The sequence below is a fragment of the Pseudomonas sp. HS6-2 genome (genome assembly GCF_049325675.2).
GTDB classification, from domain to species: Bacteria; Pseudomonadota; Gammaproteobacteria; order Pseudomonadales; family Pseudomonadaceae; genus Aquipseudomonas; species Aquipseudomonas putida_N.
Window position 1 is genome coordinate 3,119,733 of sequence record NZ_CM143906.1, and the last position, 21,346, is coordinate 3,141,078.

Consider the following 21,346-nt stretch of genomic DNA (forward strand, 5'->3'; position numbering starts at 1 on the left):
CGAGCGCCGCCCGCGCGGCGCATCGCGGATAAATCCGCTCCTACATCTGTTTCGGGCCAGTCCCTCCTGTGAAGCCAACAGGGACCGCCTTGTTGGCATGGCGATATATTTCGGTGGGCGCTGATGCCGCTCCACCATGGTCTGTCAGGAGGGATTGGCCTGCTAGGCAGAGCGGGTGCTGCGACCGGCTTCTTGACGGGCAACCAGCGTACGAATCCGCGGAATCAGCTCCTGCCCGTACTCCACGGCATCGCGCAACTGCTCGAACCCGCGAAATAGGAAAGTGCTCACGCCCAGTTCGTAGTAGGCCAGCGCGGCCTCGGCCACCTGCTCAGGGGTGCCCACCAGCGAGGTGGAGTTGCCGGCGCCGCCGCCCAAGGCCGCGATCTCGGTCCACAGCCGGGTGTCATGCACCTTGCGCTGGCCGGCCAGCTGCACCAGGCGCTCGGAACCGGCGTTGCTCTTGCCGAAGTTCTTCTCGCGGCGGTTGCCCTGGCGGATGCCGATGCGTTGCTGGGCGTCGGCCAGGATGCGCTCGGCCCGCGCCCAGGCTTCATCTTCCGTTGCACCGAGGATCGGCCGTAACGAGAGGCTGAAGCGGATATGATTCTCCCGCCCGTATCGGGCAGCCGCCTTGCGTACTTGGGCAATGCGCTCGCGCACTTGCTCCAGCGGCTCACCCCACATCATATATATGTCGGCGTGTCTGGCCGCGACTTCCACTGCCGCGTCCGATGCCCCAGAGAAGTAGACGGGCAGCTTGCCCACGGGTTTGACCAGGGTCAGGTTGTCTTCCACCCGGTAATGCGCCCCGTGGTGGTCGAACGGCGTGGTCTGCGTCCAGGTATTGTGCAGCACCTTCAGGTATTCGTCGGTGCGGGCATAGCGGGCATCCTTGTCGAGGAAGTCGCCGTCGCGCTGCAGGTCGCCGCTGTCGCCGCCGGTGATCACGTTGATCGAGGCCCGGCCACGGCTAAGCTGGTCGAGCGTGGCGAACTGGCGAGCGGCGAAGGTCGGGGCCTGGAAGCCGGGGCGGTGCGCCACCAGCAGGCCGATGCGCTCGGTCACCGCAGCGACGTAGCTGGCCAGGATCATCGAGTCCGGCGCACTGGTGTTGACCGCCAGCAGGGCCTTGTCGAAGCCGGCGTATTCCTGGGCCTGGGCGAAGGCCTTGATGAAGTCCAGGTCAACCAGCGGGCCCCGGGGCGCCTGGGATTCACTGCTTTCCTGGGGGCCGATGAGGCCAATGAATTCGAGGGTCATGTAGTGGAACTCCTTTTCAAGGGGGCAGCCGTCAGGCGACGGCGGTCTGGCTGCGACGTTGGCTATTGCGGTTGGTCGGTACGCTCAGGCCAAAGCTGTCACGCAACGTGCTGCCGGTGTATTCGCTGCGCACCAGGCCGCGCGCCTGCAGCAGGGGTACTACCAGTTCGGTGAAGTACTGCAGGCCATCGGGCAGCAACGAGTTGATGATGAAACCATCGGCGGCGGCGCCCTCGAACCAGGCCTGCAAGGCATCGGCAACTTGCTCTGGGGTACCTGTGAAGTCCCGGCGCGGGCGCGAGAAGCGCAAGGCTGTTTCGCGCAGGCTCAGGCCCTCGTCGCGGGCCAGTTGTTTCAACTGGTCGGCAGTGCCTTTATGGCTGTTGTCGCCGAGTGTGCCCAGATCGGGGAAGGGCGCATCCAGGTCATGCTGGCTGAAGTCGTAGTCGTTGAACGGTCGGCCCAGGGCAACCAGGGCGTCTTCGATGCTGACCAGGTCTACGGCCTGCTGGTAGCGACGCTCGACCTCGGCTTCATCGCGGCCCACGATCGGGCGGATGCCCGGCAGGATGAACAGTTGCTCCGGGTCGCGGCCATGGCCGGCGGCGCGCTGTTTCAGGTCTTGGTAGTAAGCGCGGGCATCACCGAACGACTCGGGGTTGACGAAGATTGCATCGGCATTCTGCGCGGCGAAATTGCGGCCGTCCTCCGACACCCCAGCCTGGAAGATCAGTGGTTGTCCTTGGGGGGAGCGCTGAATGTTCAGTGGGCCCTTGACCTTGAAGAACTCGCCCTGGTGGCCCAGGGTGTGCAGCTTGGCCGGGTCGAAGAACTCGCCGGTCAGTTTGTTGCGGGTGAAGGCGTCGTCTTCCCACGAGTCCCACAGGCCCTGGACTACCTGGACATGTTCACGGGCGATGCGGTAGCGCACTGCATGGGGTGGGTGTTCCTCCTTGCCAAAGTTGTCGGCGGTACCCGAGAGCCACGAGGTGACCACGTTCCAGCCGGCGCGACCGCCGCTGATCAGGTCCAGCGAGGCGAACTGGCGGGCGACCTGGAAGGGCTCGGTGTAGCTGACCGTGACCGTGGCGACCAGGCCAATGTGGGATGTGACAGCTGCCAGCGCCGAAAGAATGGTCAGCGGCTCGAAGCGATTGAGGTAATGGGGGCTGGAGCGGGCGTGGATGTGCAGGCTGTCGGCAATGAAGGCGAAGTCGAACTTCGCAGCCTCCGCCAGTTGCGCCTGTTGCTTGTAGTAGCCGAAATTGACGCTGGCGTCGGCCAGTGCCTTGGGGTGACGCCATTCGCCCCAGCCGTGGCCGACACCATGGATCATTGCACCGAGATGGATCTGTCGTTTGCTCACGTTCATTACCTCTGGCCAGATAGGCCTCAATGTCTGATCCGCGCGGCACGCCCGTGCCGCGTGGCACAACGGTCAAACCGCCACGGGCAGCACGCTGCGCGAATGCCCTGGTATTGCCTCGATCAGCGCTCGGGTGTAGGTGCTGGCCGGTTGGCCGAACACCTGCATCGCCGGGCCTTGCTCGACCACCTGCCCGCGCCGAAGCACCAGCACCTGGTCGGCCATGCTTGCCACCACCGCCAGGTCGTGGGAGACCAGCACGTACGCCATGCCCAATTCGCGCTGCAGTTCATCCAGCAGGGCGAGGATCTGTGCCTGCACCGATACGTCCAGTGCGCTGACCGGTTCGTCGAGCAGCAACACGTCTGGCTCCAGGGCCAGAGCCCGGGCAATGGCCACCCGTTGGCGCTGGCCTCCGGACAGCTCCCGCGGCAGGCGGTCGAGGAAGTGCACCGGCAAGTGCACCCTGGCGATCAGGTCGCGGGCCTTGCTCTCCAGTGCCCGGCCCTTGAGCAGGCCGAATGACACCAGCGGCTCGACGATGCTGTCGAACACGGTGAAACGCGGATCGAGTGCGGCAAACGGGTTCTGTTGCACCAGCTGGATGCGCCGACGCAGGGGCCGGAACTGCCGCCAGCTGAACGCGCTGACATCTTCGCCAGCGAACTCGACGTGCCCTTGGCTGGGTTTTTCCAGCCCTAGGGCAATACGCAGCGCTGTGCTTTTGCCTGAGCCAGACTCGCCTACGATGGCCAGGGTCTGACCGGCGTGCACTTCAAGGTTCAGGTCATGCAGGGCAGTGAAGTGAGCATGCTGCCCTGGCAGCGCAAAGCGTTTGCCGACGTTGCGCAGGCGCAGCAGCGGCACCTGGCCCGTCACCTCGCCGGGCCTGCGCCGCGGCACGAAAGCCGGCGCCGCATTGAGCAGATCACGTGTATAGGGGTGCTGCGCCCCCCAGAGTATTTGCCTGGGGGATGCATGCTCGATCAGCTCGCCCTGCTTCATCACCAGCAGGCGGTCGGCGCGGTCGCATGCCATGCCCAGGTCATGGGTGATGATCAGCAACGAGATGCCACGCTCGGCCACCAGTTGTTGCAGGTGATCGAGAATGCGCCGCTGCACCGTGACATCCAGCGCGCTGGTTGGCTCGTCGGCAATGATCAGCCGCGGCTTGCCCGCCAGGGCGATGGCAATCAGCACCCGCTGGCGCATGCCGCCAGACAATTCGTGGGGGTACTGGCGAGCCCGCAGCGCCGGCTCATCCAGGCCAACCTGGGCCAGCAATGCGAGGACTTCGCTGTCCACCTCGGGGTAGCGTCGGCCGCGGGCCAGCACCAGGGCCTCGGCGATCTGGCGGCCAATGCGCAGGGTGGGGTTGAGGCTGACCATCGGGTCCTGCGGCACCAGGCCGACGGTACGCCCGCGCAACTGGCGCCTGGTGGGCTCGTCGGCCTGGGCCACATCGACGCCGTCGACCCACAGCTGGCCCTGGTCGATGTCGGCATTGCCCGGCAGCAGGCCGAGCAGGGCGTTGGCCAGGGTCGACTTTCCGGAACCGGACTCGCCGACGATGGCCAGGGTTTCGCCTTGGGCCAGGTTGAACGACAGCCTCCTTACCGCCTGGGTGCGTTGCCCGGCGAAGGCGTAGCTGACACTCAGGTCGCGTACCTCGATCAAGGGCGACTGGCTCATCGGGCATGCTCCTCGGCGCTGCGCGCCAGGTGGTTGAGGCTGAACACCACGGCCACCACGAACAGCCCCGGCAGCAGGGATACCCAAGGCGCAGTGATGAGGAAGTGGCGGCCGTTGGCGATCAACGTGCCCCATTCCGCTGCTGGCGGAGCCGCGCCGAAGCCTAGAAAGCTGAGCCCGGCGGTGGCCAGGATGGCGGCGCCGAAGTCCAGGGTGGCGAGTACTGCTACCGGGCCCCAGGCATTGGGCAGCACGTGGCGCAGCAGTGTGCGCGCCCAACTGGCGCCTCCCAGGCGTGCAGCTTCGACGTAGGGCAGGGTCTTGATCCGCAGCACTTCGGCACGGGTGGTGCGGGCGAAGCCTGGGATGATCCCGACGCCCACGGCGACGGCCACAGGCACCGTGCCAAAGCCGATGGCAGTGACGATGGCCAGCGCCAGCAGCAGGCCGGGCAGGGCCAGCAACACGTCGATCAGGCGCATCAGCGCAGCGTCGACGCGCCCACCAGCAAATCCCGCCAGTACACCAAGGCCAAGGCCACCGAACAGGGCGATGGCCACCGCCAGCAGTGCGGCCATCACCGACAGGCGTGCGCCGTACACCACCCGGGTATAAAGGTCGCGGCCCAGCTCGTCGGTGCCGAACCAGTGCACCAGGCTGGGGGCGCTAAGCTTGTCGGCGGGCGACGTGGCATACGGGTCGAAGCTGGTCAGCAGTTGGGGTGCAAGCGCGGCGAACAAGGCAAACAGCACGATCAGCAGCGCCAGGCTGAAGCCGGGCCGGCGCAGCAACGGGATCAAGGTTTGCTGGGCGCGCTGCAAGCGTGTGCGACGCTTCCAGGTGAGCGCAGGGCGTGCCTCGCCGCCGGCAGTCGGGGTGTCGCTCGGGGTCAGGGGGATATCGATGGTCATCTCAGTTCACCTTGGCCGTATGGGTGATGCGCGGGTCGAGGTAGGGGTAGAGCAAGTCGACGATCAGGTTGACCACCACGAACCCAGTGGCCGATACCGCGACGATCGCCAGCACTACCGGGATGTCCTGGCGCAGCACGGCCTCCTGTGCCAGGCGGCCGACACCGTTACGCGAGAAGATGGTCTCCACCAGCACAGCGCCGGACACCGTGTTGCCGACCTGCAGGCCGACCAGGGTCAGCAGCGGCAGGGCGGCGTTGCGCAGGCCGTGACGGGCCTGTACCTGGGCCCTGCTCAGGCCTTTGGCGAAGGCGGTGGCGATGTACGGTTCCTGCCACACTCCCTGGAAGCCGCGTTGCAACACCTGGGCGTAAACGGCGGCGCTGGGTATCGCCAAGGTGATCGCCGGCAGCACCAGGCTGGCAAGGCCCTGGCTCCCGGTAGCCGGGAACCAGCCCAAGGCGAAGGCGAACACCTGGATCAGCAGCAGGCCCATCCAGAACACCGGCACCGAAAAGCCCAGCGAGGGCAGGCGGGCAAGTGCCGTCTTCAGCGGCCGCCATTGCAGGTAGGCGGTCAGGTAGGCCAAACCGACCCCGGCCAGCAATGACAGCACGATGGCAGAGCCCGCCAGCGCCAAGGTTTGCGGCAGGCGCTCGGCCAGCAGCGCGGTGACCGGCCGTCCCAGTGACAGCGACTGCCCCAGGTCGCCGTGCAACGCGCGCCACAGCAGGTCGAAGTACTGCTCGAACAGCCCTTTGTCCAGCCCGTAGTAGGCGCGGGCCTTGGCCAGATCCTCGGGCGACAGGCCGTCGGCCTCCATGCCGGAGGCGCTGAGCATGATCGCCAGGGTATCGCCGGGTAGCAGGTAGAGAATGAAATAGGTGATCGTGTAGGCGCCCCACAGGACCAGCAGCGCCTGGCCGATGCGGCCGGTCAGGTAGCGCTTCATGGCTGGCCGACCTGGATGTCGCTGAACAGGGCGATGCCTTCTGCGGTCCAGCGGAAGTCCTTGACCCGTGGCGCAGTGGCGGCCTGCCAGACGCGCTCGTACAGCGGGAACGCTGAGGCTTCGTCGATCAGCAGGTCCTGCAGCTGGCCATAGGCTTGAGCCCGTTGCGGATCGGCAGTGGCGGTGATGCCGTTGTCGAACAGTACCTGAGCCTTGGCCAGTGTATGTGGCTCGTAGGTGTTGGTGGCTACCGTGGCGCTGTTGGCCGAGCGGGGGTCGAGGATGGTCTGCAGGATGATCGGGTCGGCGCGGGTCATGTAGGTGGACGTCAGGTCATAAGTGCCGGCTGCGTTGCCCGCCACCCATTCGGCACGGGTCAGCACATTCAGCTTGAGATCGATACCGACCTTGCGCAGTTGGTCCTGGACCAGCACGTCTCCGGCGCTTTCGGCCGGCGTAAGGTTGTAGCGCAGGGTCAGGCGCTGGCCGTTCTTGTGCCGGTAACCATCCTCGCCCTTGCGCCAGCCGGCGGCGTCAAGCAGTTGCTCGGCGCCTTTGGGGTCATAGGCCAGCTTGCTGGCCTGGGGTTTGAAATACGGCGTGGTGACGTCATACACGCCGCTCACCACCGGGAACGCTGCGTTGTACACCGTGTGCGCGTAGCTGGTGCGATCGATGGCTTTCTGCAGCGCAAGGCGTACCTGGCGGTCGGACAGCAGGCGGTCGTTGCGGGTGTTGGGGTAGAGGTTCAGCGCCGGGCCTGGCAGCGAGCGGCTCTGGATGGTCGCGCCCTTGGACTGGAACAGCTTGAGGTCGACTTCCGAGAACGGGTTGCGTGGCCACAGGATGTCGGCCTTGCCCTGCAGAAACAGGCCATTGCGCACGCTTTCTTCGGGGATGTAGCTGATGTCCACGGCCTCCACGTGTGCAGGGCCCTGGTTGCGCATGTTGGCCGACGGCCAGGCGTAGTCAGAACGCTTGACCAGGCGTGCGCCGACCTCGGGGGTGTAGTGGTCGAGGATGAACGGGCCGGTACCGATGATGTTGCCCAGCGAACGCTCTTGCGCGGTCAACTGGTACGAGGCCGGGGCGAGGATCGCCAGGTTGGTGGTGGAAGTAGCCTGCAGGAAGCCTGCATTGGGCCGTGACAGCACCAGCCGCACGGTGAAGTCGTCGATGACCTCGGCGTGGTCGTAGCCAGCGAGGTAGGTGGCACCAAAAGTGGCGGGCAACTGGGTGGCGAAGGCTTTGTTGCTGTCAAAGGCAGCTTTCACGGCGTGCGCATCGAAGCGCTCGCCATTGCTGAACGTGACGTCCTGGCGCAGGTGGAAGGTGTAGTTCAGGGCGTCGGCACTGATCTCCCAGCTCTTCGCCAGCCACGGAATGATGCGCCCGCTGTCCGGGTCCTGGTCGGTGAGGGATTCAGCGACGTTGCGCAGCAGCACGCGGTGTTCCAGCCAGTAGACCTGGAAGGGGTCGACGCTGACCAGGGTGGTGTTGTCGCCCCAGAACGCAACGCTGAGGGTTTTGCTGGTGTTGCTGTTGTCGGCGGGCGAGCATGCGGTGAGGGCCAGGGCCAGGGAGCCGATGGCGAACAGGCGGTGCAGTGGGGGCATGGGGTGGTCCTTCATGAGAGTGGGTTATCCTGCCCCGCGAAGAGGCCGGCACAGCCAACGAACAGCTGTCAGTCCTGGTAATCACGGCCCTCACGGTCCAACTGCCGGATCAAGGCATCCCAATGCCGCTGGATGCCTTCCCCCTTGCCATCGGCAAACCGCTTCGATTGCTCATGCACCTTGGCAATCGCCGCTTGCGGCGCATGCAACAGCTGGTCATTACCCCCGGCCTGTGCCGCCACCTGGATGTTGCAGGCCCGCTCCAGCCCATGCAGTTCGCGGAACGCGTGCTCGACGCTGATCCCTCCGGCCAGCAGCCCGTGGTTGCGCAGGATGAGGATGTTGCTGTCGCCGAGGTTGGCCACCAGCCGCTGCTGTTCGTCCAGGTCCAGGGCCACGCCTTCGTAGTCGTGATAGACCACCCGGCTGTAGTAGGCCAGGGCATGCTGGGAGATCGGCAGCAGGCCGTCGCGCTGGGCCGACACCGCTGCACCGTCGCGGGTGTGGGTGTGCAGCACGGCCTTGAGGTCGGGCCTGGCGCGGTGAATGGCGCTGTGGATCACATAGCCGGCCTGGTTGATACCCAGGCCCAGTGGGTCGTCGATGATCGTGCCGTCGACGTCCACCTTGACCAGGTTCGAAGCGCTGATTTCATCGAACAGCAAGCCGAAGGCGTTGATCAGGAAGTGCTCGTCCGGCCCCGGCACGCGGGCGGAGAAGTGCATGTAGATATGGTCGGTCCAGCGGAACAGGGCCGCCAGGCGGTAGGCTGCAGCCAGCTTGACGCGCACCTCCCACTCTTCGGCGCTGACCCGGTCGCGCACATTATCGGAACGGGGGGTGATGGCAGACAGTGAACTCATGGTGTGCTCTCCGGTAATCAGTAGCCGCGTGCGGTGTCGACCAGGTTGGTCAGGGGCGTCTGCTCGCGGTAGCGGTGGAAGTTGGCGATGAAAGCTTCGAGGAAGGCGGGGTAACCCTCCTCGGAAATGGCCGAGGTATGTGGCGACAGGAACACCCGTGGGTGGTGATACAGCGGGTGGCCGAGGGGCAGCGGCTCAGGGTCGGTGACATCCAGGCTGGCACGGCCGATCAAGCCGCTGTCCAGGGCCTCCAGCAGGGCCTGCTGGTCGAGCAGGCCACCCCGGGCGATATTGATCAGATGCAAGCCAGGGCGGGCGTCGCTCAGCACCTGGCGGTCGATCAGGCCGCGAGTGGCGGGGGTGAGCGGGGCGGCCAGCACCAGGTGGTCGCTGCCAGCGAACAGTTGACGCAGGTCGTCGGCACGTTCCACGCCAGGCACTTCGGCGATTGGCTGGCCCGGGCGACTCAGCGCCAGCACCCGCATGCCGAGTGCCACGGCCTTGCGCGCCAGGCTCTGGCCAATGTTGCCGAAGCCAAGAATGCCCAGGGTGCGGCCGCGCAGCGGCGCCAGGGGAGTCAGGCGCCAGTTGGCGTCCTTGACCCAAAGCGTTGGTAGTTGCTTTGCAGCGGCGAACACCAAGGCCAGCGCGAACTCGGCCACTTGCTCGGCGTTGGCGCCCTTGCCGCTGGTCACCGGCGCGCCCTTGAAGACCCAGTCGGGGTAGAAGTCGATGCCCGACGATACCAGCTGCACCCATTTCAAACCCCAGGGCCAACCTGGCGGCGGGTTGTCGACGCGCTGCCCACGCACATTTACAGGGCGCAGGATGAACACATCGGCGGGCGCTTCGAGGGCCAACTGGCCTGGGGCGATATCGATCACTTCATGATCCGGCAGATGTTCGCGCAGATGCTGGTTGGCCTGGGCGTCGAGCTGGCTGGCGATGATCGAATGGCTCATGACCGAACCTCCGTCAGTGCGGCGCGGCCGACCTGGCCGAATACCACGTCGTCCTGTGGGGTGTGAATGCGGCTGCAGAGAACGTCGCGGTAGTGCCGCTCCAGCGGGTTGCGCCTCGAAAGCCCGGGGTTGCCAGCGGCCTCGACGGCCAGTGCAACCGCCTGGATGGCGTTGGCACTGACCAGGTGCTTGAGCTGGCCGGCATGCTGCGCAGCGGTTTGCCCGGCGACGGCGGCATCGAGCAGGCTCTGGTTGGCGAACAGCAGCGTGTCGATGCGACCCAGCACATCCTGGAAGCGCGGCAGGCTGGCCAGCGGGGCGCCCAGGTTAGAGGGCGTGCGATGCTTGAGGAAGCCCGCCAGCCAGTCTCGGGCGGCGCGAGCCACGCCGTCATACACGGCCGGCAGCAGCACGGCCATCCACAGCAGGCCCTGGCCATCGAGTTCCGCTTGCGGGGCACTGGCGGGGCTGACGCTGACGGCGTGGTCGAGCGGGATCAGCACGTCATCGAACTGCACCTCATGGCTGCAGGTGGCACGCATGCCCAGGTGGTCCCAGTCGTCGACGATGGTGATCCCAGGCGTGTCGCGGTGCACCAAAAACCCGCCCACCAGCGGGTCGGTATCGTCGCTGCGCCCCCAGACCAGGTACCAGGTCAGGCCGTGGCTACCGGTGGAATAGATCTTGCGCCCGTTCAGGCGCCAGCCTTCGGCGGTGCGCCGGGCGACGGTGGCGGGCAAGCCGCCGCGGGCAGGGGTGCCAAGTTCGGGTTCGACGCGCAGTGCGTTGATCAGCGCGCCATGTTGCACGGCATCGCGGGCTACGCGATGGCGCAGGTGCTCGGGCCAGCGCGCTTCGTCCTGCAGGCGGAAATGCTGCAAGTACTGCATCACCAGGATCAACGCGGTGGCCGGGTCGCCTTTACCGACCGCGCCGATCACTCGGCGAGCGCTGGCAAGGTCAGCGCCGCTGCCGCCGAGACTGCGGGGTACGGTGAAGGCTAGCAGGCCGTGACGTTGCAGCAGGTCGAAGTTGTCCCGGGGGAACTGGCCGCTGCGATCATAGCGCTCGGCATTGGCTGCGAGCGCATGCGTCAGCTCGGCGAGGGCGCTGTCGGAGGGGTGACTCATGGGGTTTCATCCCTGAATGACGGTGAGTTGCTTAAGACCGTATTCGTATGGATGAACGCTGTAAAAGTCTTTTTTGTTCTATGCTAATTATTTGTTTTAAGAATTTAGTGTTTATCTATTTATGCGAAAATTGCATTTAGAGGCGCCGACCAACGCAGGCCCCGGCGATCTCAGCTCAGCAGTCTGTGCCCGGCTACTTCACCAAAGAGTTCCACGGGCTCCTGCAAATTGCCCAGGTAGCGCGGATGGAACAGCCACAGATCCACCTGCGGCTTGAAATCGCTGACATTGAGCACGTCCAGCGCATCGCGATGCCGGCTGGCTAGCAGCAGGGGTTCCGGAACCAACCCCAGGCCCTGGCCGTTGGCGACCAGCCCCAGTTGCAACTCGGTGCCGAAGGTCTCCAGGTTGATTGACAGGCTTAACCCTTGTTCGCTCAGTGCACGCTGCAGTCCTGCGCGGAAACCGCAGCCGTCAGGGTTGAGCACCCAGCCACGGGTATAGCAGTCCTTGAGTTTGTAGCTACGCTTGCCCGCGCTGCCCTTGGCCGCCACCACCTTCAGCGGCATGCGCGCGATGGACTGGCTGGCGATACCCTCGGGGAAGATCTTGCCTGGCGGGAACAATGCGGCAGCAGCGTCCAGTTCGCCGTTCTCCATGCGCGCGATCAAGCTGCTGCCCCAACCGCTGCTGACCTGGGTACGCAGCTGTGGGTAGGCTTCGCGGATCTGCGCCAGGGCGTCAAGCAGCACCACATCACCCAAGGTCTGAGGCACGCCCAGGCGCAGTGTGCCCGACGGGGCGCCATCGTTGGCCACCAGTTCGCGCAGTGAGTCGATCTCGCGCAGGATCGCCTTGCACTGCTCGTATACCCGCAGCCCCATGGGCGTGGGCTTGAGGGGCTTGGTGTTGCGGTCGAGAAGGGTGGCGCCGAGGTCTTCCTCGAAGTTCTGCACTCGGCGGGTAATGGCCGGTTGCGTCAGTTGCAAGGCCTCGGCGGCAAGGTTGGTCGACTGGCAACGGATGACCGCGACGAAGGCGTCCATATCATCGATTTTCATATTCGGCGCTCACAAGATCGAACGGGAAAAATAAGGCATTAGCATAATCGCAATGGCGGGTAATGCCATACGCATGGCTTTATGTGATTAAAGCGCATATTAGGTTATTCCTAAAATGAATTTAGTTTATTTGATGGTTGTCGCTAGAGTCGCCTGACCGGGCCGCATGACGCTGCCCGCCCAGGCAGCGAGGAGCGCCATGTCCATTCGAACGAAACTGCTGACCCTTGCCGCGGCCCTGGTGCTGATTGGCCAGGCAGGCGCCGCAGAACGCCTGACCCTGCGCATCGGTGACCAGAAGGGCAACATGCGGGCTCAGCTGGAGGCTGCCGACGCCTTGCGCGATTTGCCCTATGACATCCATTGGGCCGAATTCCCGGCTGCCGCGCCGCTGGCCGAGGCGCTCAATGCCGGGGCGATCGATGCCGGCATCATTGGTGATGCGCCGCTGTTGTTCGTGCTGGCTTCGGGGGCGCCGGTCAAAGCCGTCGCCGTGGACAAGTCAGACCCTTACGGGACAGCGCTGCTGGTTCGGCCTGATGCGCCGCTGCAAGGTGCAGCAGAGCTCAAGGGCAAGCGCATTGCTACCGGCCGAGGTTCGATTGGGCATCATTTGGCGCTAAAGGCACTGGAGCAGGTCGGGGTTGGCGAGAAGGACGTGGAGTTCCGTTTTCTGGGGCCGGTAGACGCCAAGATCGCCCTGGCCAACGGCTCGGTGGACGCCTGGGCGACTTGGGAGCCTTACACCGCGTTGGCTGAACTGAGTGGGCAAGGCCGTGTGCTGGTCAACGGTCGCGGTCTGTCCAGTGGTAACAGCTTCCTTGCAGCCACCGACAAGGCACTGGACGAGCCAGCGCGGCGTGCGGCACTGCAAGACTACCTGAACCGCCTTGCCGAGGCGCAGGTGTGGGCCAACCAGCATCTGGACACTTACTCGAAAACCCTGGCCGCAATCATTGGCTTCCCAGAGGACGCCGCCCGTCTGCAGTTCGAGCGACGCCATCTGCGCTGGCAAGTGATCGACCCACAGACCGTGGCGGCACAGCAGGACACCGCCGATTTTTATCATGCCCACGGCCTGATGAACGAACGTCTCGATGTGGCACCGACCTTCGCCAGCGGCTTCACCCTTCCCGATACCGCCAAACTGGCGGCGCAACCCTGATCTGGAGATACATTCATGCAATTGAAAGCCTTACGCCAGCTTGGTCTGGCCCTGCTGGCCAGCGCCTTGCTGCCAAACCTGGCCAGCGCCGACCAGACCCTGCGCATCGGTTACCAGAAGTCATCGACCCTGCTCACCTTGCTCAAGGCTCGTGGCAGCCTTGAACAGCGCCTGCAGGCCGAAGGCATCCGCGTCAGCTGGCATGAGTTCCCCAGCGGGCTGCCGCTGCTGGAGGCACTGAACCTGGGCAATGTCGACCTGTCGGCGGATGTCGCCGACACCGTGCCGGTGTTTACCCAGGCAGCGGGTGCGAAGCTGACCTACTTCGCCCGCGAAACACCCTCGCCAACGGCCCAGGCAATTCTGGTGCCGGCGGACTCGCCGCTCAAGACCCTGGCCGACCTCAAAGGCAAGCGCGTGGCAGTAACCAAAGCGGCCGGCAGCCATTACCTGCTGATCCAGGCCCTGGCCAAGGCCGGGCTTACTTTCAAGGACATCACCCCGGCCTACCTGATTCCCGCCGACGGCAGAGCCGCCTTCGAGAACCACAAGGTGGATGCCTGGGTGACCTGGGACCCTTACGTGGCCAGCGCCCAGCGCCAGCAGAACGCGCGCATCCTGGCCGATGGCAGCAAACTGGCCAGCTACCAGCGCTACTACCTGGCCGGTAGCGACTATGCCAAGGCCCATCCCGAGGTGCTGCAGCAGGTGTACCTTGCCTTGCGCGAGGCCGGGGCCTGGACCAAGGCAAACCCGGCGGAGGCCGCGCGTATCCTCGGCCCGTTGTGGGGCAACCTGGACAGCGCCACGGTGCAGCAGGCCAACGCCCGGCGCAGTTATGACGTGCAGCCGGTGAAGCTGGAGAACCTGGCCGAACAGCAGCGCATCGCCGATGCGTTCTATCGCGAGGGGCTGCTGCCAAAGGCAGTGGATGCCAAGTCGGTAAGCCTTTATGAGCCGGCGCAGAACTAGCCGTCGCAAACGGGCAGCCTGCTGACAGCAGGCTGCCCGGCAACAGGGCTGCTCAGGAGAAACGACCGTAGCGGCCTGAGGTGTACAGCAGTGGCAGTTCGTCGCTGTGCCAGCATTCAAGCACCTCAGCGATGACCACCAGGTGAGTACCGATGTGGTGGAGTTCACTGACACGGCAATCGAAGCCGGCCACGCTGGCCAGAAGTGCTGGGTTGCCGCTGGGCAGTCGCCGCCAGGCATGTCGGGCGAAGCGTTGTTGTGCAGGCAGCCCCCCGGCGAAGTCATTGGCCACGGACTCGGCATTTTCTTTCAGAACGTTGACGCACAAGCGCTTGTGCTCGATCAGGTGTGGATAAATGCTCGCGCCCGAATTCACTGCGACGAGTACGGTGGGTGGGTCGAGTGTCACCGAGCTGAAGGCCGTGGCAGTCAGGCCGTAGTCACCGTCGCTGCCTGCACAGGTAATGATGTTGACGGATGCCGCAGTATTGCGCATGGCCTGTTTGAAGGCATTGGCTTGGGCGATATTCACGGGAGGGGGTTCCAGTACAAGCACTGTCATAAGGGCCTCATGTTTTTGATTGGGGTTTCAGGGGCGGGCGCTCCACTTGTAAGATGGCGCCCAATTTTCGAGCGTCTGGCTTGCCGTCAGCTGGGTGGCTGTGAGCCTGACGTGCTGTGCAGTAACGGGGTGTTGCGAATATCCCCGAGCGTGGCAGCGCCGCAGAGCTGCATGACGATGCGCAGTTTCTGTTCGAGTTGTTCGAGTACCGCTTGCACGCCTTGCCAGCCGTTGAGTGCCAGGTCGTAGAGGACCGGGCGCCCTATGGCAACCAGGTCGGCGCCAGCCGCAATGGCTTTGAACACGTCCAGGCCACGTCGGATGCCACTGTCGAAAAGGAGCGGCACCTGGCCCCGGACTTCATCCGCGACCCGTTGCAACGAGTCGAACGCTGCTGGCGAGCCATCGAGTTGGCGGCCGCCATGATTGGAGACGTGTATGGCATCGACGCCGTGCTGGAGTACTGCGCGAGCATCAGCCGTGGTGGTCACGCCTTTGACTATCAAAGGCAAGCCGGCACTGTGCGTGCGGACGAATTCCAGGCTGTCGAGGCCAATTTCACTATCGAAAAGCAAGTCCATTGGCCGGCAGCGGCCGTCGCTTGCGAGAAAGTTTCCCGGCGTCGGCAAGCGCAGGGCGTTGCGCCGATCATGCTCCCGGTTACCACCAACGGTAACGTCTGCTGTCAGCACGATAGCTTTGTACCCGGCAGCTTTGGCGCGTTGCAGCAGCTCGCGGTTGAAGCCGCTATCCCGCGTCAGGTAACACTGGAACCACTTGTCACCCTGGCTGGCAGAGGCGATCTGCTCCAGGTTTTGCGTGGCAACTGTGCTGACGCCCAACAAGGTTCCATAAGCTGCGGCTCCGCGTGCTGTTTCAGACTCTGCCGCAGGGTGAACCAAACCGTGGGCCGCCATCGCGCCAACCAAGATCGGTGCCCTCAATTGGCTGCCGAAGACCTGGGTCTGAAGGCTCTGCACCGTTTTGCCACTGAGGATGCGCTGGTCGACGAAGACCCTGGAGAACGCGATGCGGTTTTCTCGCAAGGTCTGCTCATCACCCGCACCTCGGGCGATGTAGTCGAATGCTGGGCGCGCTATGAGGCCCGCGACAAGGTCTTCCAATTCCATCAGGTTGAAGAATTTCGCAGAGGGCTGTTGCATCTGGCCTCCGGTGAAGAGCGTGGTTGTCGCGCAAGGCTTGCAAGCCAGGCGCGCACGATGCTTTTGGCAACCTGGGCATGAGGTCAGAAGTCGTAGGCGATCTTGCTGTACCAGAATCCGCCGCCCGGATGGAAAGGCGGGGATCCATAGTTGTACTTGTAGGCCGCTTGGGTGATGCCATTGTTGTCGGGGCGCACGTTGAAGATGTTGGTGCCGCCGATGCTGAGGGTGAGGCTGTCGAACAGCAGGTAGGACAGGTCGAGGTCGGTGATCCACTTGGCACCGAAGCTGCGGTCTTGCGCAGGGTTCTGCTGCCAGGTCTCGACCTTGCCGTAGCGGGTGGTCTGCAAGTTGGCGGCGAAGTTGCCATGCATCCAGTTCGCGCCCAGTATCCATTTGCTGCGCGGGGAGGCCGCTACCAGCAAGCCCTCTGCAGCGTGACCCACGACGCTGACGCCCGCATTCTGCAGCGCGGCTGGCGTGCTGCGGCTACCTTCGACGGTGGTCTTGTTGTAGTTGAAGGCCGCACTCCAGCGTACATCGCCCCAGGCGCCGAATTGGCTGCTGTGATCGGCCACCAGGTCGATGCCGCGAGTACGGGTATCGAAGGCGTTGGTGTAGTAGCTGACCCAGGTATTGCGTGCCACGCCGACGGATTCGAGGATGTCGCCAATGGCGCCGTTGCCATTGCTGCGGTCATACAGGTTTTCGCTGAGCAGGATGCGGTCGTCGATGTCGATGATATAGGCATCGGCAGTGAAGCTGGTCCGCGGCGCTGGCTGCCAGGTGATACCCAGGCCCGCGTTGCGTGACTTCTCCGGTTTCAGGTCCGTTGCGCCCAGCGCCTGGGCCACGGGGCTGTCGGGCGTTGCGGTATAGCGCAGTGCGGGCACCGCGTTGCCATTGGCATCCGCTGCCGTGCGGTTGTCGGTGACGGTATAGCCGAGCTGGGTCAGGGAAGGGGCCCGGAAGCCCGAGCCCAAGGTGCCCCGGACGGCCACCTGGTCTGTGAGTTCGTAGCGGGAATTGAGCTTGAAGCTGTAGGTGTTTTCCTTGATGTCGTCATAGTGTTCGGCACGCCCGGCGATGCCGACATACCATTTCGGCGTGAGGTCAAAACCCAGGTCCAGATAGGCCGCATAGTTGTTGCGCTTCAGATCCGCTTCGTCTTCAGGGCGGATTGCAAGTACGCCTTGAGCGCCTGTCGACGGTTGCGCGCCGTTAGCGACATACAGCGGGCTACCGACCGGGAAGGTGTACGGCCCGACACTGTAGGCACGTGGGTCATTGCCGGCAAATGTGCGGAAACGCTCCCAGCGGTGTTCCAGGCCGACGGACACCTGGGTGGGAACGGAGACACCGAAAAGCCCATCGAAGTGGCGTGTGATATCCAGGTTGTTGACCCACTGCTCGAACTGCAATGTGGCCAGGTCATCCCACTTGGTGGGTGACTCTGGGCCATAGGTCGGGTTGGCCGTCAGGTCGCTGGCATGCTCGATCTTGTCGCGGCCATAGGTGGTGGACAGATCCCAGTCCCAACTGGCCGCGCTGCCTTTACCGCCGAACAGAAACTGATAGTCGGTATCCTTGAGGTTGTTCAAGGGATAGTAGCCATCCGGAAACAGGGCCGGGATCGACGCAGCGCCGTTGGCCGCTCGCAGCTGATTGTTCGCTTCGGTCTTGCGCTCGCCATAGGTGGCATAGGAGTAAAGCTTGAGGTCGTCGGATATCGGCAACTCGGCATTGTAGGCCAGGTTGAAAGCCTTCAGATCAGGGTCGCCGTTCTTGGTGCTCACGTGATCCCAGGCGGCCTGGCGATCATCCTCGAAAAAAGCACGGACGCTGTCCGGCGACTTCCCGACCCAGGTGGCGGTACCGCGTTTGCGGGCATCCGCAGAAAGATGCAGGAAGCCCCCGTCGCCCAGCGCGAAGCCATGGTCAGCAGCGCTCTTGATGGTTTCGCCCTGGCCCGAGAACAATTGACCGTAACTGGCCTCGGCATGACCGCCCGAAGCATTGCTCTTGAGGATGATGTTGATTACCCCCGCTACTGCGTCCGAGCCGTATTGGGCAGCGGCGCTGTCCTTGAGCACCTCGATATGGTCCACGGCACTGACCGGGATCATGTCGATGTCGACAGCGTTGGCACCACTGGTGTCGGTACTGCCATTGGCGGGGGCAGCGCCGTTATGACGGCGTTTGCCGTTGACCAGTACCAGCGTGTAGGCCGGCCCAAGGCCGCGATTGCTGAGCGGCCGCACTTGTGAGTTGACCCCGGCGATGTTGGTGCCGAAGTTGAACGATGGCAGCAGTTTGGATATGGCCTCCGACAGTTCAGCCCGGCCGGTTTTGAGCAGTTGTTCGCTGTTGATGATGTCAATGGGTGTCGGGCTGTCGGCGACAGTACGTTGCTGCCCACGCAGGCCGGTGGAAATTACGGAGACGGTGTCGAGTCGAGTCTCTTCCTGATCGGCTGCCAGCGCTGAGAGTTGCGGCAGCGCCAGGCAGGCGACGAGTGCTGTCAGCCCTGATCGCAATGGTAAGGGCGGGCGTTGGTTCATGGTCAACTTTCCTTGTGTTGGCAAGCGGCAATCAGCAGCCGCGTCTTGTTAAGCCAGCACTGGCCCTTGGTTCGGGTACAGGATCCTTTCCCCGCCGTCGGGAGCGGGGTGAAGCGCACGGGTGGGTGGGAACGGCGTTGGCATGGAGCGTCGGTCTCTCATCACTGGCGTATGGGGAGGCGATCGGTGCCGATTGCCTTGGCGCCCCAGCGTGATGAGGTGGCCGGGTAAGACCGTATTCTTATATTTTTTTAATGTAAAAGGCTTTTTGGTTCTAAGCTAATTATGATTTTTGCTGATTTAAAAGTGATTGAAGTATGCAGTAAGCGTATTTTTACATTGGGCGGCGCGCTATCGGCCAAGCTGGTGATTTACACCAGGTTCTCCGGGTTTATGCCTGTACCTTGCGCACGATCGAAGGCGGGGAGAAGAGTTGTCTGCTCGGCAATTATCTGTAGCGTGCTTAGATCGATTATGCATCCTGGTTATGAGCTTACATCTTCTAGTGATATCCATATTGCTGTTTTCGGCGTCATGGCGTCTCGAATGATCGTGATGGCGTCATTTTTCAAGCTGTTGCATCCATCAAGGTTGAGATCTGCATCCAAGCGGCGTCATGACAGCTTCATCCGCTGTTGTTTCGTCATCTTGCCGCCATCCTGACCGGCTCTAGAATCGCCTCATCGAACACATCCCCCTCGTCACTTTGAACAAGGATTTCACCATGATGAACGCAATGCAGATGCCGATGAACATGAACGCCGCGATGCCGATGATGGCAATGACCGGCATGCCGATGATGATGGCAACCATGACCTGCCAGATGGTTGATGACGGCATGCTCTGCACCATGAAGCCAGCCGCCGATATGGACATGGCGATGTTCCGCAACAGCGCGCAGATGATGCAGATGATGATGAACTGCGGCATGCCGATGATGATGCAGTGCGGCAACCTCATGATGATGGGCATGAACGCCATGAGCATGCCGATGATGGCGATGCCCATGAACGGCATGCTGATGCCGATGGTCAAGTGCATGATGGAATGCACCCTGATGAGCGACGGCATGACTTGCAAGATGATGCCGATGGCAGGCATGAGCATGGAGATGATGAACAACTGCTGCATGCTGATGATGAAAATGATGAACGACTGCAGCATGCCAATGATGATGAGCTGTAACGGCATGCCGATGATGTGCTGCACCTGCTGATCGAGGGCGATTACTCCGGGTGGGTAACCACCAGATAGGCCACCACCTCGCTGTCCGCCGGGTTTCGGTAGCAGTGAGGCTGGTCGGCGTAAAACAGGATCGAATCGCCGGTTGCTAGCAAGAACTTCTCTTGGTTGACGCTGATCTCCAGCGCGCCCTGGGCCACTACCAGGTTCTCTCGCACTCCAGGGCCATGCCCTGCAGAGTGCTCTTCTCCCAGTGGCCTGAGCCGTAACTCATAGAACTCTGCTCGCTGCGGTGCATCGACCGGATACAGCGCGCGGCTGATGAAGCTGCCGTTGCCACTGACCAGGCGTTTGCTGTCGCGGGCAGGCAGGACCGTCACGCCGGCGCACGCATCATCATCCAGAAAGGCGGCTACCGAGACCTTCAGTGCGCGTGCAATCTTGCACAGCACCCGGATCGACGGCACGCTGCGCCCCGATTCGATCTGCGCCAGCATCGCCCGGCTGACCCCGCTCGCCCGGGCCAGCCCGTCGAGGGATAACTGACGCTTGGTGCGCAGACGTTGCAGGTTGTTGGCGACGCGCTGGCCGATGCCTTCGTCGTCCTGGACAGTGGCTTCAGGCAAGTTCAGCGGCGCTTCGCCTGATGTAACCAGAAAGCGGTTGGAGGTGTGCATGCTGGCTACGCCTGGCGCGGTGCGTTAGGCGCCGCTGTTCCAGTGCGTGCTGCCTGCGCGGCAACGCCAGCCTGTTGCATATAAAATGCCCAGAGCAGTCGGCCCTTTTGCTGGGCCAACTTGCGTTTGCGATACAGGGTGAGGTCGATGACCGTGGCGGCGTGGCTCATGCGGGAGTCCTTATCTGAAACGGAGGGGCCGGAATCGATTCTACGTCCCTTTCATATAACTCATAATAATAATTATCGATTTAGTTATTCCCACGTGAAATATGAGTCGAGGGGGCTTCCCGGTCACATCCCGACACTGGCTCGTACCATCGTATAGGCCTGACGGACCAGCGGATTGGTGGTGTTGGCCCGCACCCACAGGTGGTAGGTAACGTCAGACAGGGCAGGAAGGCCATCGCTTTGACCCAGTACGCGCATGTCGGGGCCGACCATTTCCTGGCTGCGCGCAGTGATACCCAAGCCAGCGCGAACCGCTGCTTTGACACCGATCAGATTGGAGGCGAGGTATGCCTGCCGCCACGCTATGCCCGCCTGTTCCAGCGCATCCAGTGCCAACTTGCGATACAGACTGGGTTCGTCCACCAGCACCAGTGGCAAAGGCTCCCCAGGTAGGTGCTGATAGTGAGCCGCGCATATCCACCACACTGGCGAGGCGCGCAGTGCAAAGCCTTCCAGGCCTGGGCCGGTGCGGGTGGAAATGATCATGTCCACCTTGCCGCGTTGCAGGTCCTCCATCAGGAACGGGCTTCGACCTACGTCGATCTCCAAACGCAGGCTGGGTGCCGAGCGCGCAATGTGGCCGAGCAATGGGGGCAGGATTGTGTCGGCGATGTCATGTGGCGAGCCGATGCGCAGCACGCCGCTCAGACCATCGTTGCGCAGGCCGGCCAATGCCTCGTCGTTTAGCGCGAGCATCTGCCGGGCGTGTCGCAATAGCTGGCGGCCGGCGTCGGTGAGGGATTTGTGCCGGCCCTGCTTGCGCAACAGTGCCACACCCACCTGCTGCTCCAGGCGCTGCATGTGCTGGGTCACCGAGGCCTGGGTCCGGCCCAGGTGGCGCCCGGCCTCGGCGAAGCTTGTGTGGTCGGCGAGGGCGACGAAAGTGCGCAGCAAGTCGAGGTCAAGGGCGGGCGTAGTCATGGTTCAGGGCCGGTTTTTCATCAAGGGCAGAAGGTTAAATATAATGAATCGTTATGCGTTGTGCGGCATTTATTAGATCGCATGCTCACTTTGCCCA

General features: G+C 63.3%; 19 protein-coding genes. 3 read left to right on the forward strand and 16 right to left on the reverse strand.

Going from position 1 to position 21,346, the window contains the following annotated elements:
• Positions 1-162: 162 nt before the first annotated feature.
• The 10 genes from ACOKS3_RS14495 to ACOKS3_RS14540 all read right to left on the reverse strand — a co-directional run bounded on the left by ACOKS3_RS14495 (position 163) and on the right by ACOKS3_RS14540 (position 11,816).
• Entirely contained in the window at positions 163-1,263 is a 1,101-nt protein-coding gene (locus tag ACOKS3_RS14495) for an LLM class flavin-dependent oxidoreductase (RefSeq protein ID WP_422764011.1), read from the reverse strand.
• Between the two features lie 31 nt (positions 1,264-1,294).
• The gene (locus ACOKS3_RS14500) at positions 1,295-2,629 is read right to left on the reverse strand and encodes an LLM class flavin-dependent oxidoreductase (protein ID WP_422764012.1); all 1,335 of its coding nucleotides are present in this window, start codon (positions 2,627-2,629) and stop codon (positions 1,295-1,297) included.
• A 72-nt stretch (positions 2,630-2,701) separates the two neighbouring features.
• Positions 2,702-4,321: a dipeptide ABC transporter ATP-binding protein gene (locus ACOKS3_RS14505; protein WP_422764013.1), complete on the reverse strand. Its 1,620-nt coding sequence runs from the start codon at positions 4,319-4,321 to the stop codon at positions 2,702-2,704.
• On the reverse strand, positions 4,318-5,232 hold the full coding sequence (locus tag ACOKS3_RS14510; RefSeq protein ID WP_422764014.1) for an ABC transporter permease: 915 nt from the start codon (positions 5,230-5,232) through the stop codon (positions 4,318-4,320). Before ACOKS3_RS14510 ends, ACOKS3_RS14505 begins: the two co-directional genes overlap by 4 nt.
• Position 5,233: 1 nt before the next feature.
• Positions 5,234-6,184 (reverse strand): ABC transporter permease, encoded by a 951-nt coding sequence (locus tag ACOKS3_RS14515; protein ID WP_422764015.1) that lies wholly within the window; start codon positions 6,182-6,184, stop codon positions 5,234-5,236.
• On the reverse strand, positions 6,181-7,800 hold the full coding sequence (locus ACOKS3_RS14520; RefSeq protein ID WP_422764016.1) for an ABC transporter substrate-binding protein: 1,620 nt from the start codon (positions 7,798-7,800) through the stop codon (positions 6,181-6,183). The genes ACOKS3_RS14515 and ACOKS3_RS14520 overlap by 4 nt, the downstream gene beginning before the upstream one ends.
• Before the next feature lie 68 nt (positions 7,801-7,868).
• Entirely contained in the window at positions 7,869-8,663 is a 795-nt protein-coding gene (locus tag ACOKS3_RS14525; protein WP_422764017.1) for a class II aldolase/adducin family protein, read from the reverse strand.
• A gap of 17 nt (positions 8,664-8,680) precedes the next feature.
• Positions 8,681-9,625: a D-isomer specific 2-hydroxyacid dehydrogenase family protein gene (locus ACOKS3_RS14530; RefSeq protein ID WP_422764018.1), complete on the reverse strand. Its 945-nt coding sequence runs from the start codon at positions 9,623-9,625 to the stop codon at positions 8,681-8,683.
• Entirely contained in the window at positions 9,622-10,755 is a 1,134-nt protein-coding gene (locus ACOKS3_RS14535) for an acyl-CoA dehydrogenase family protein (RefSeq protein ID WP_422764019.1), read from the reverse strand. The genes ACOKS3_RS14530 and ACOKS3_RS14535 overlap by 4 nt, the downstream gene beginning before the upstream one ends.
• A gap of 170 nt (positions 10,756-10,925) precedes the next feature.
• Positions 10,926-11,816: a LysR family transcriptional regulator gene (locus tag ACOKS3_RS14540; RefSeq protein WP_422764020.1), complete on the reverse strand. Its 891-nt coding sequence runs from the start codon at positions 11,814-11,816 to the stop codon at positions 10,926-10,928.
• A gap of 199 nt (positions 11,817-12,015) precedes the next feature.
• Between ACOKS3_RS14540 and ACOKS3_RS14545 the strand changes: the two genes are divergently transcribed.
• Positions 12,016-12,981: an ABC transporter substrate-binding protein gene (locus ACOKS3_RS14545; protein ID WP_422764021.1), complete on the forward strand. Its 966-nt coding sequence runs from the start codon at positions 12,016-12,018 to the stop codon at positions 12,979-12,981.
• A gap of 15 nt (positions 12,982-12,996) precedes the next feature.
• Positions 12,997-13,953, forward strand: a complete 957-nt coding sequence (locus ACOKS3_RS14550; protein ID WP_422764022.1) for an aliphatic sulfonate ABC transporter substrate-binding protein — start codon at positions 12,997-12,999, stop codon at positions 13,951-13,953.
• A 52-nt stretch (positions 13,954-14,005) separates the two neighbouring features.
• On the opposite strand, the gene ACOKS3_RS14555 is transcribed toward ACOKS3_RS14550, so the two are convergent.
• The 3 genes from ACOKS3_RS14555 to ACOKS3_RS14565 all read right to left on the reverse strand — a co-directional run bounded on the left by ACOKS3_RS14555 (position 14,006) and on the right by ACOKS3_RS14565 (position 18,239).
• A complete protein-coding gene (locus ACOKS3_RS14555) occupies positions 14,006-14,485 on the reverse strand; it encodes a flavin reductase family protein (protein ID WP_422764023.1) in 480 nt (159 codons plus the stop codon).
• 116 nt (positions 14,486-14,601) lie between these two features.
• Positions 14,602-15,678, reverse strand: a complete 1,077-nt coding sequence (locus ACOKS3_RS14560) for an alpha-hydroxy-acid oxidizing protein (RefSeq protein ID WP_422764024.1) — start codon at positions 15,676-15,678, stop codon at positions 14,602-14,604.
• A gap of 83 nt (positions 15,679-15,761) precedes the next feature.
• Complete coding sequence (locus ACOKS3_RS14565) at positions 15,762-18,239, reverse strand: TonB-dependent receptor plug domain-containing protein (RefSeq protein WP_422764025.1); 2,478 nt, start codon at positions 18,237-18,239, stop codon at positions 15,762-15,764.
• A gap of 724 nt (positions 18,240-18,963) precedes the next feature.
• Here ACOKS3_RS14565 and ACOKS3_RS14570 point away from each other — a divergent pair.
• Entirely contained in the window at positions 18,964-19,455 is a 492-nt protein-coding gene (locus ACOKS3_RS14570) for a hypothetical protein (protein ID WP_422764026.1), read from the forward strand.
• Between the two features lie 10 nt (positions 19,456-19,465).
• Here ACOKS3_RS14570 and ACOKS3_RS14575 read toward each other — a convergent pair whose 3' ends face one another.
• The 3 genes from ACOKS3_RS14575 to ACOKS3_RS14585 form a co-directional block, all read right to left on the reverse strand.
• Positions 19,466-20,098 (reverse strand): helix-turn-helix domain-containing protein, encoded by a 633-nt coding sequence (locus ACOKS3_RS14575; RefSeq protein ID WP_422764028.1) that lies wholly within the window; start codon positions 20,096-20,098, stop codon positions 19,466-19,468.
• Positions 20,099-20,103: 5 nt separating this feature from the next.
• Positions 20,104-20,268 (reverse strand): hypothetical protein, encoded by a 165-nt coding sequence (locus tag ACOKS3_RS14580; RefSeq protein ID WP_422764029.1) that lies wholly within the window; start codon positions 20,266-20,268, stop codon positions 20,104-20,106.
• A gap of 123 nt (positions 20,269-20,391) precedes the next feature.
• The gene (locus tag ACOKS3_RS14585; protein ID WP_422764030.1) at positions 20,392-21,249 is read right to left on the reverse strand and encodes a LysR substrate-binding domain-containing protein; all 858 of its coding nucleotides are present in this window, start codon (positions 21,247-21,249) and stop codon (positions 20,392-20,394) included.
• Between the last annotated feature and the right edge of the window lie 97 nt (positions 21,250-21,346).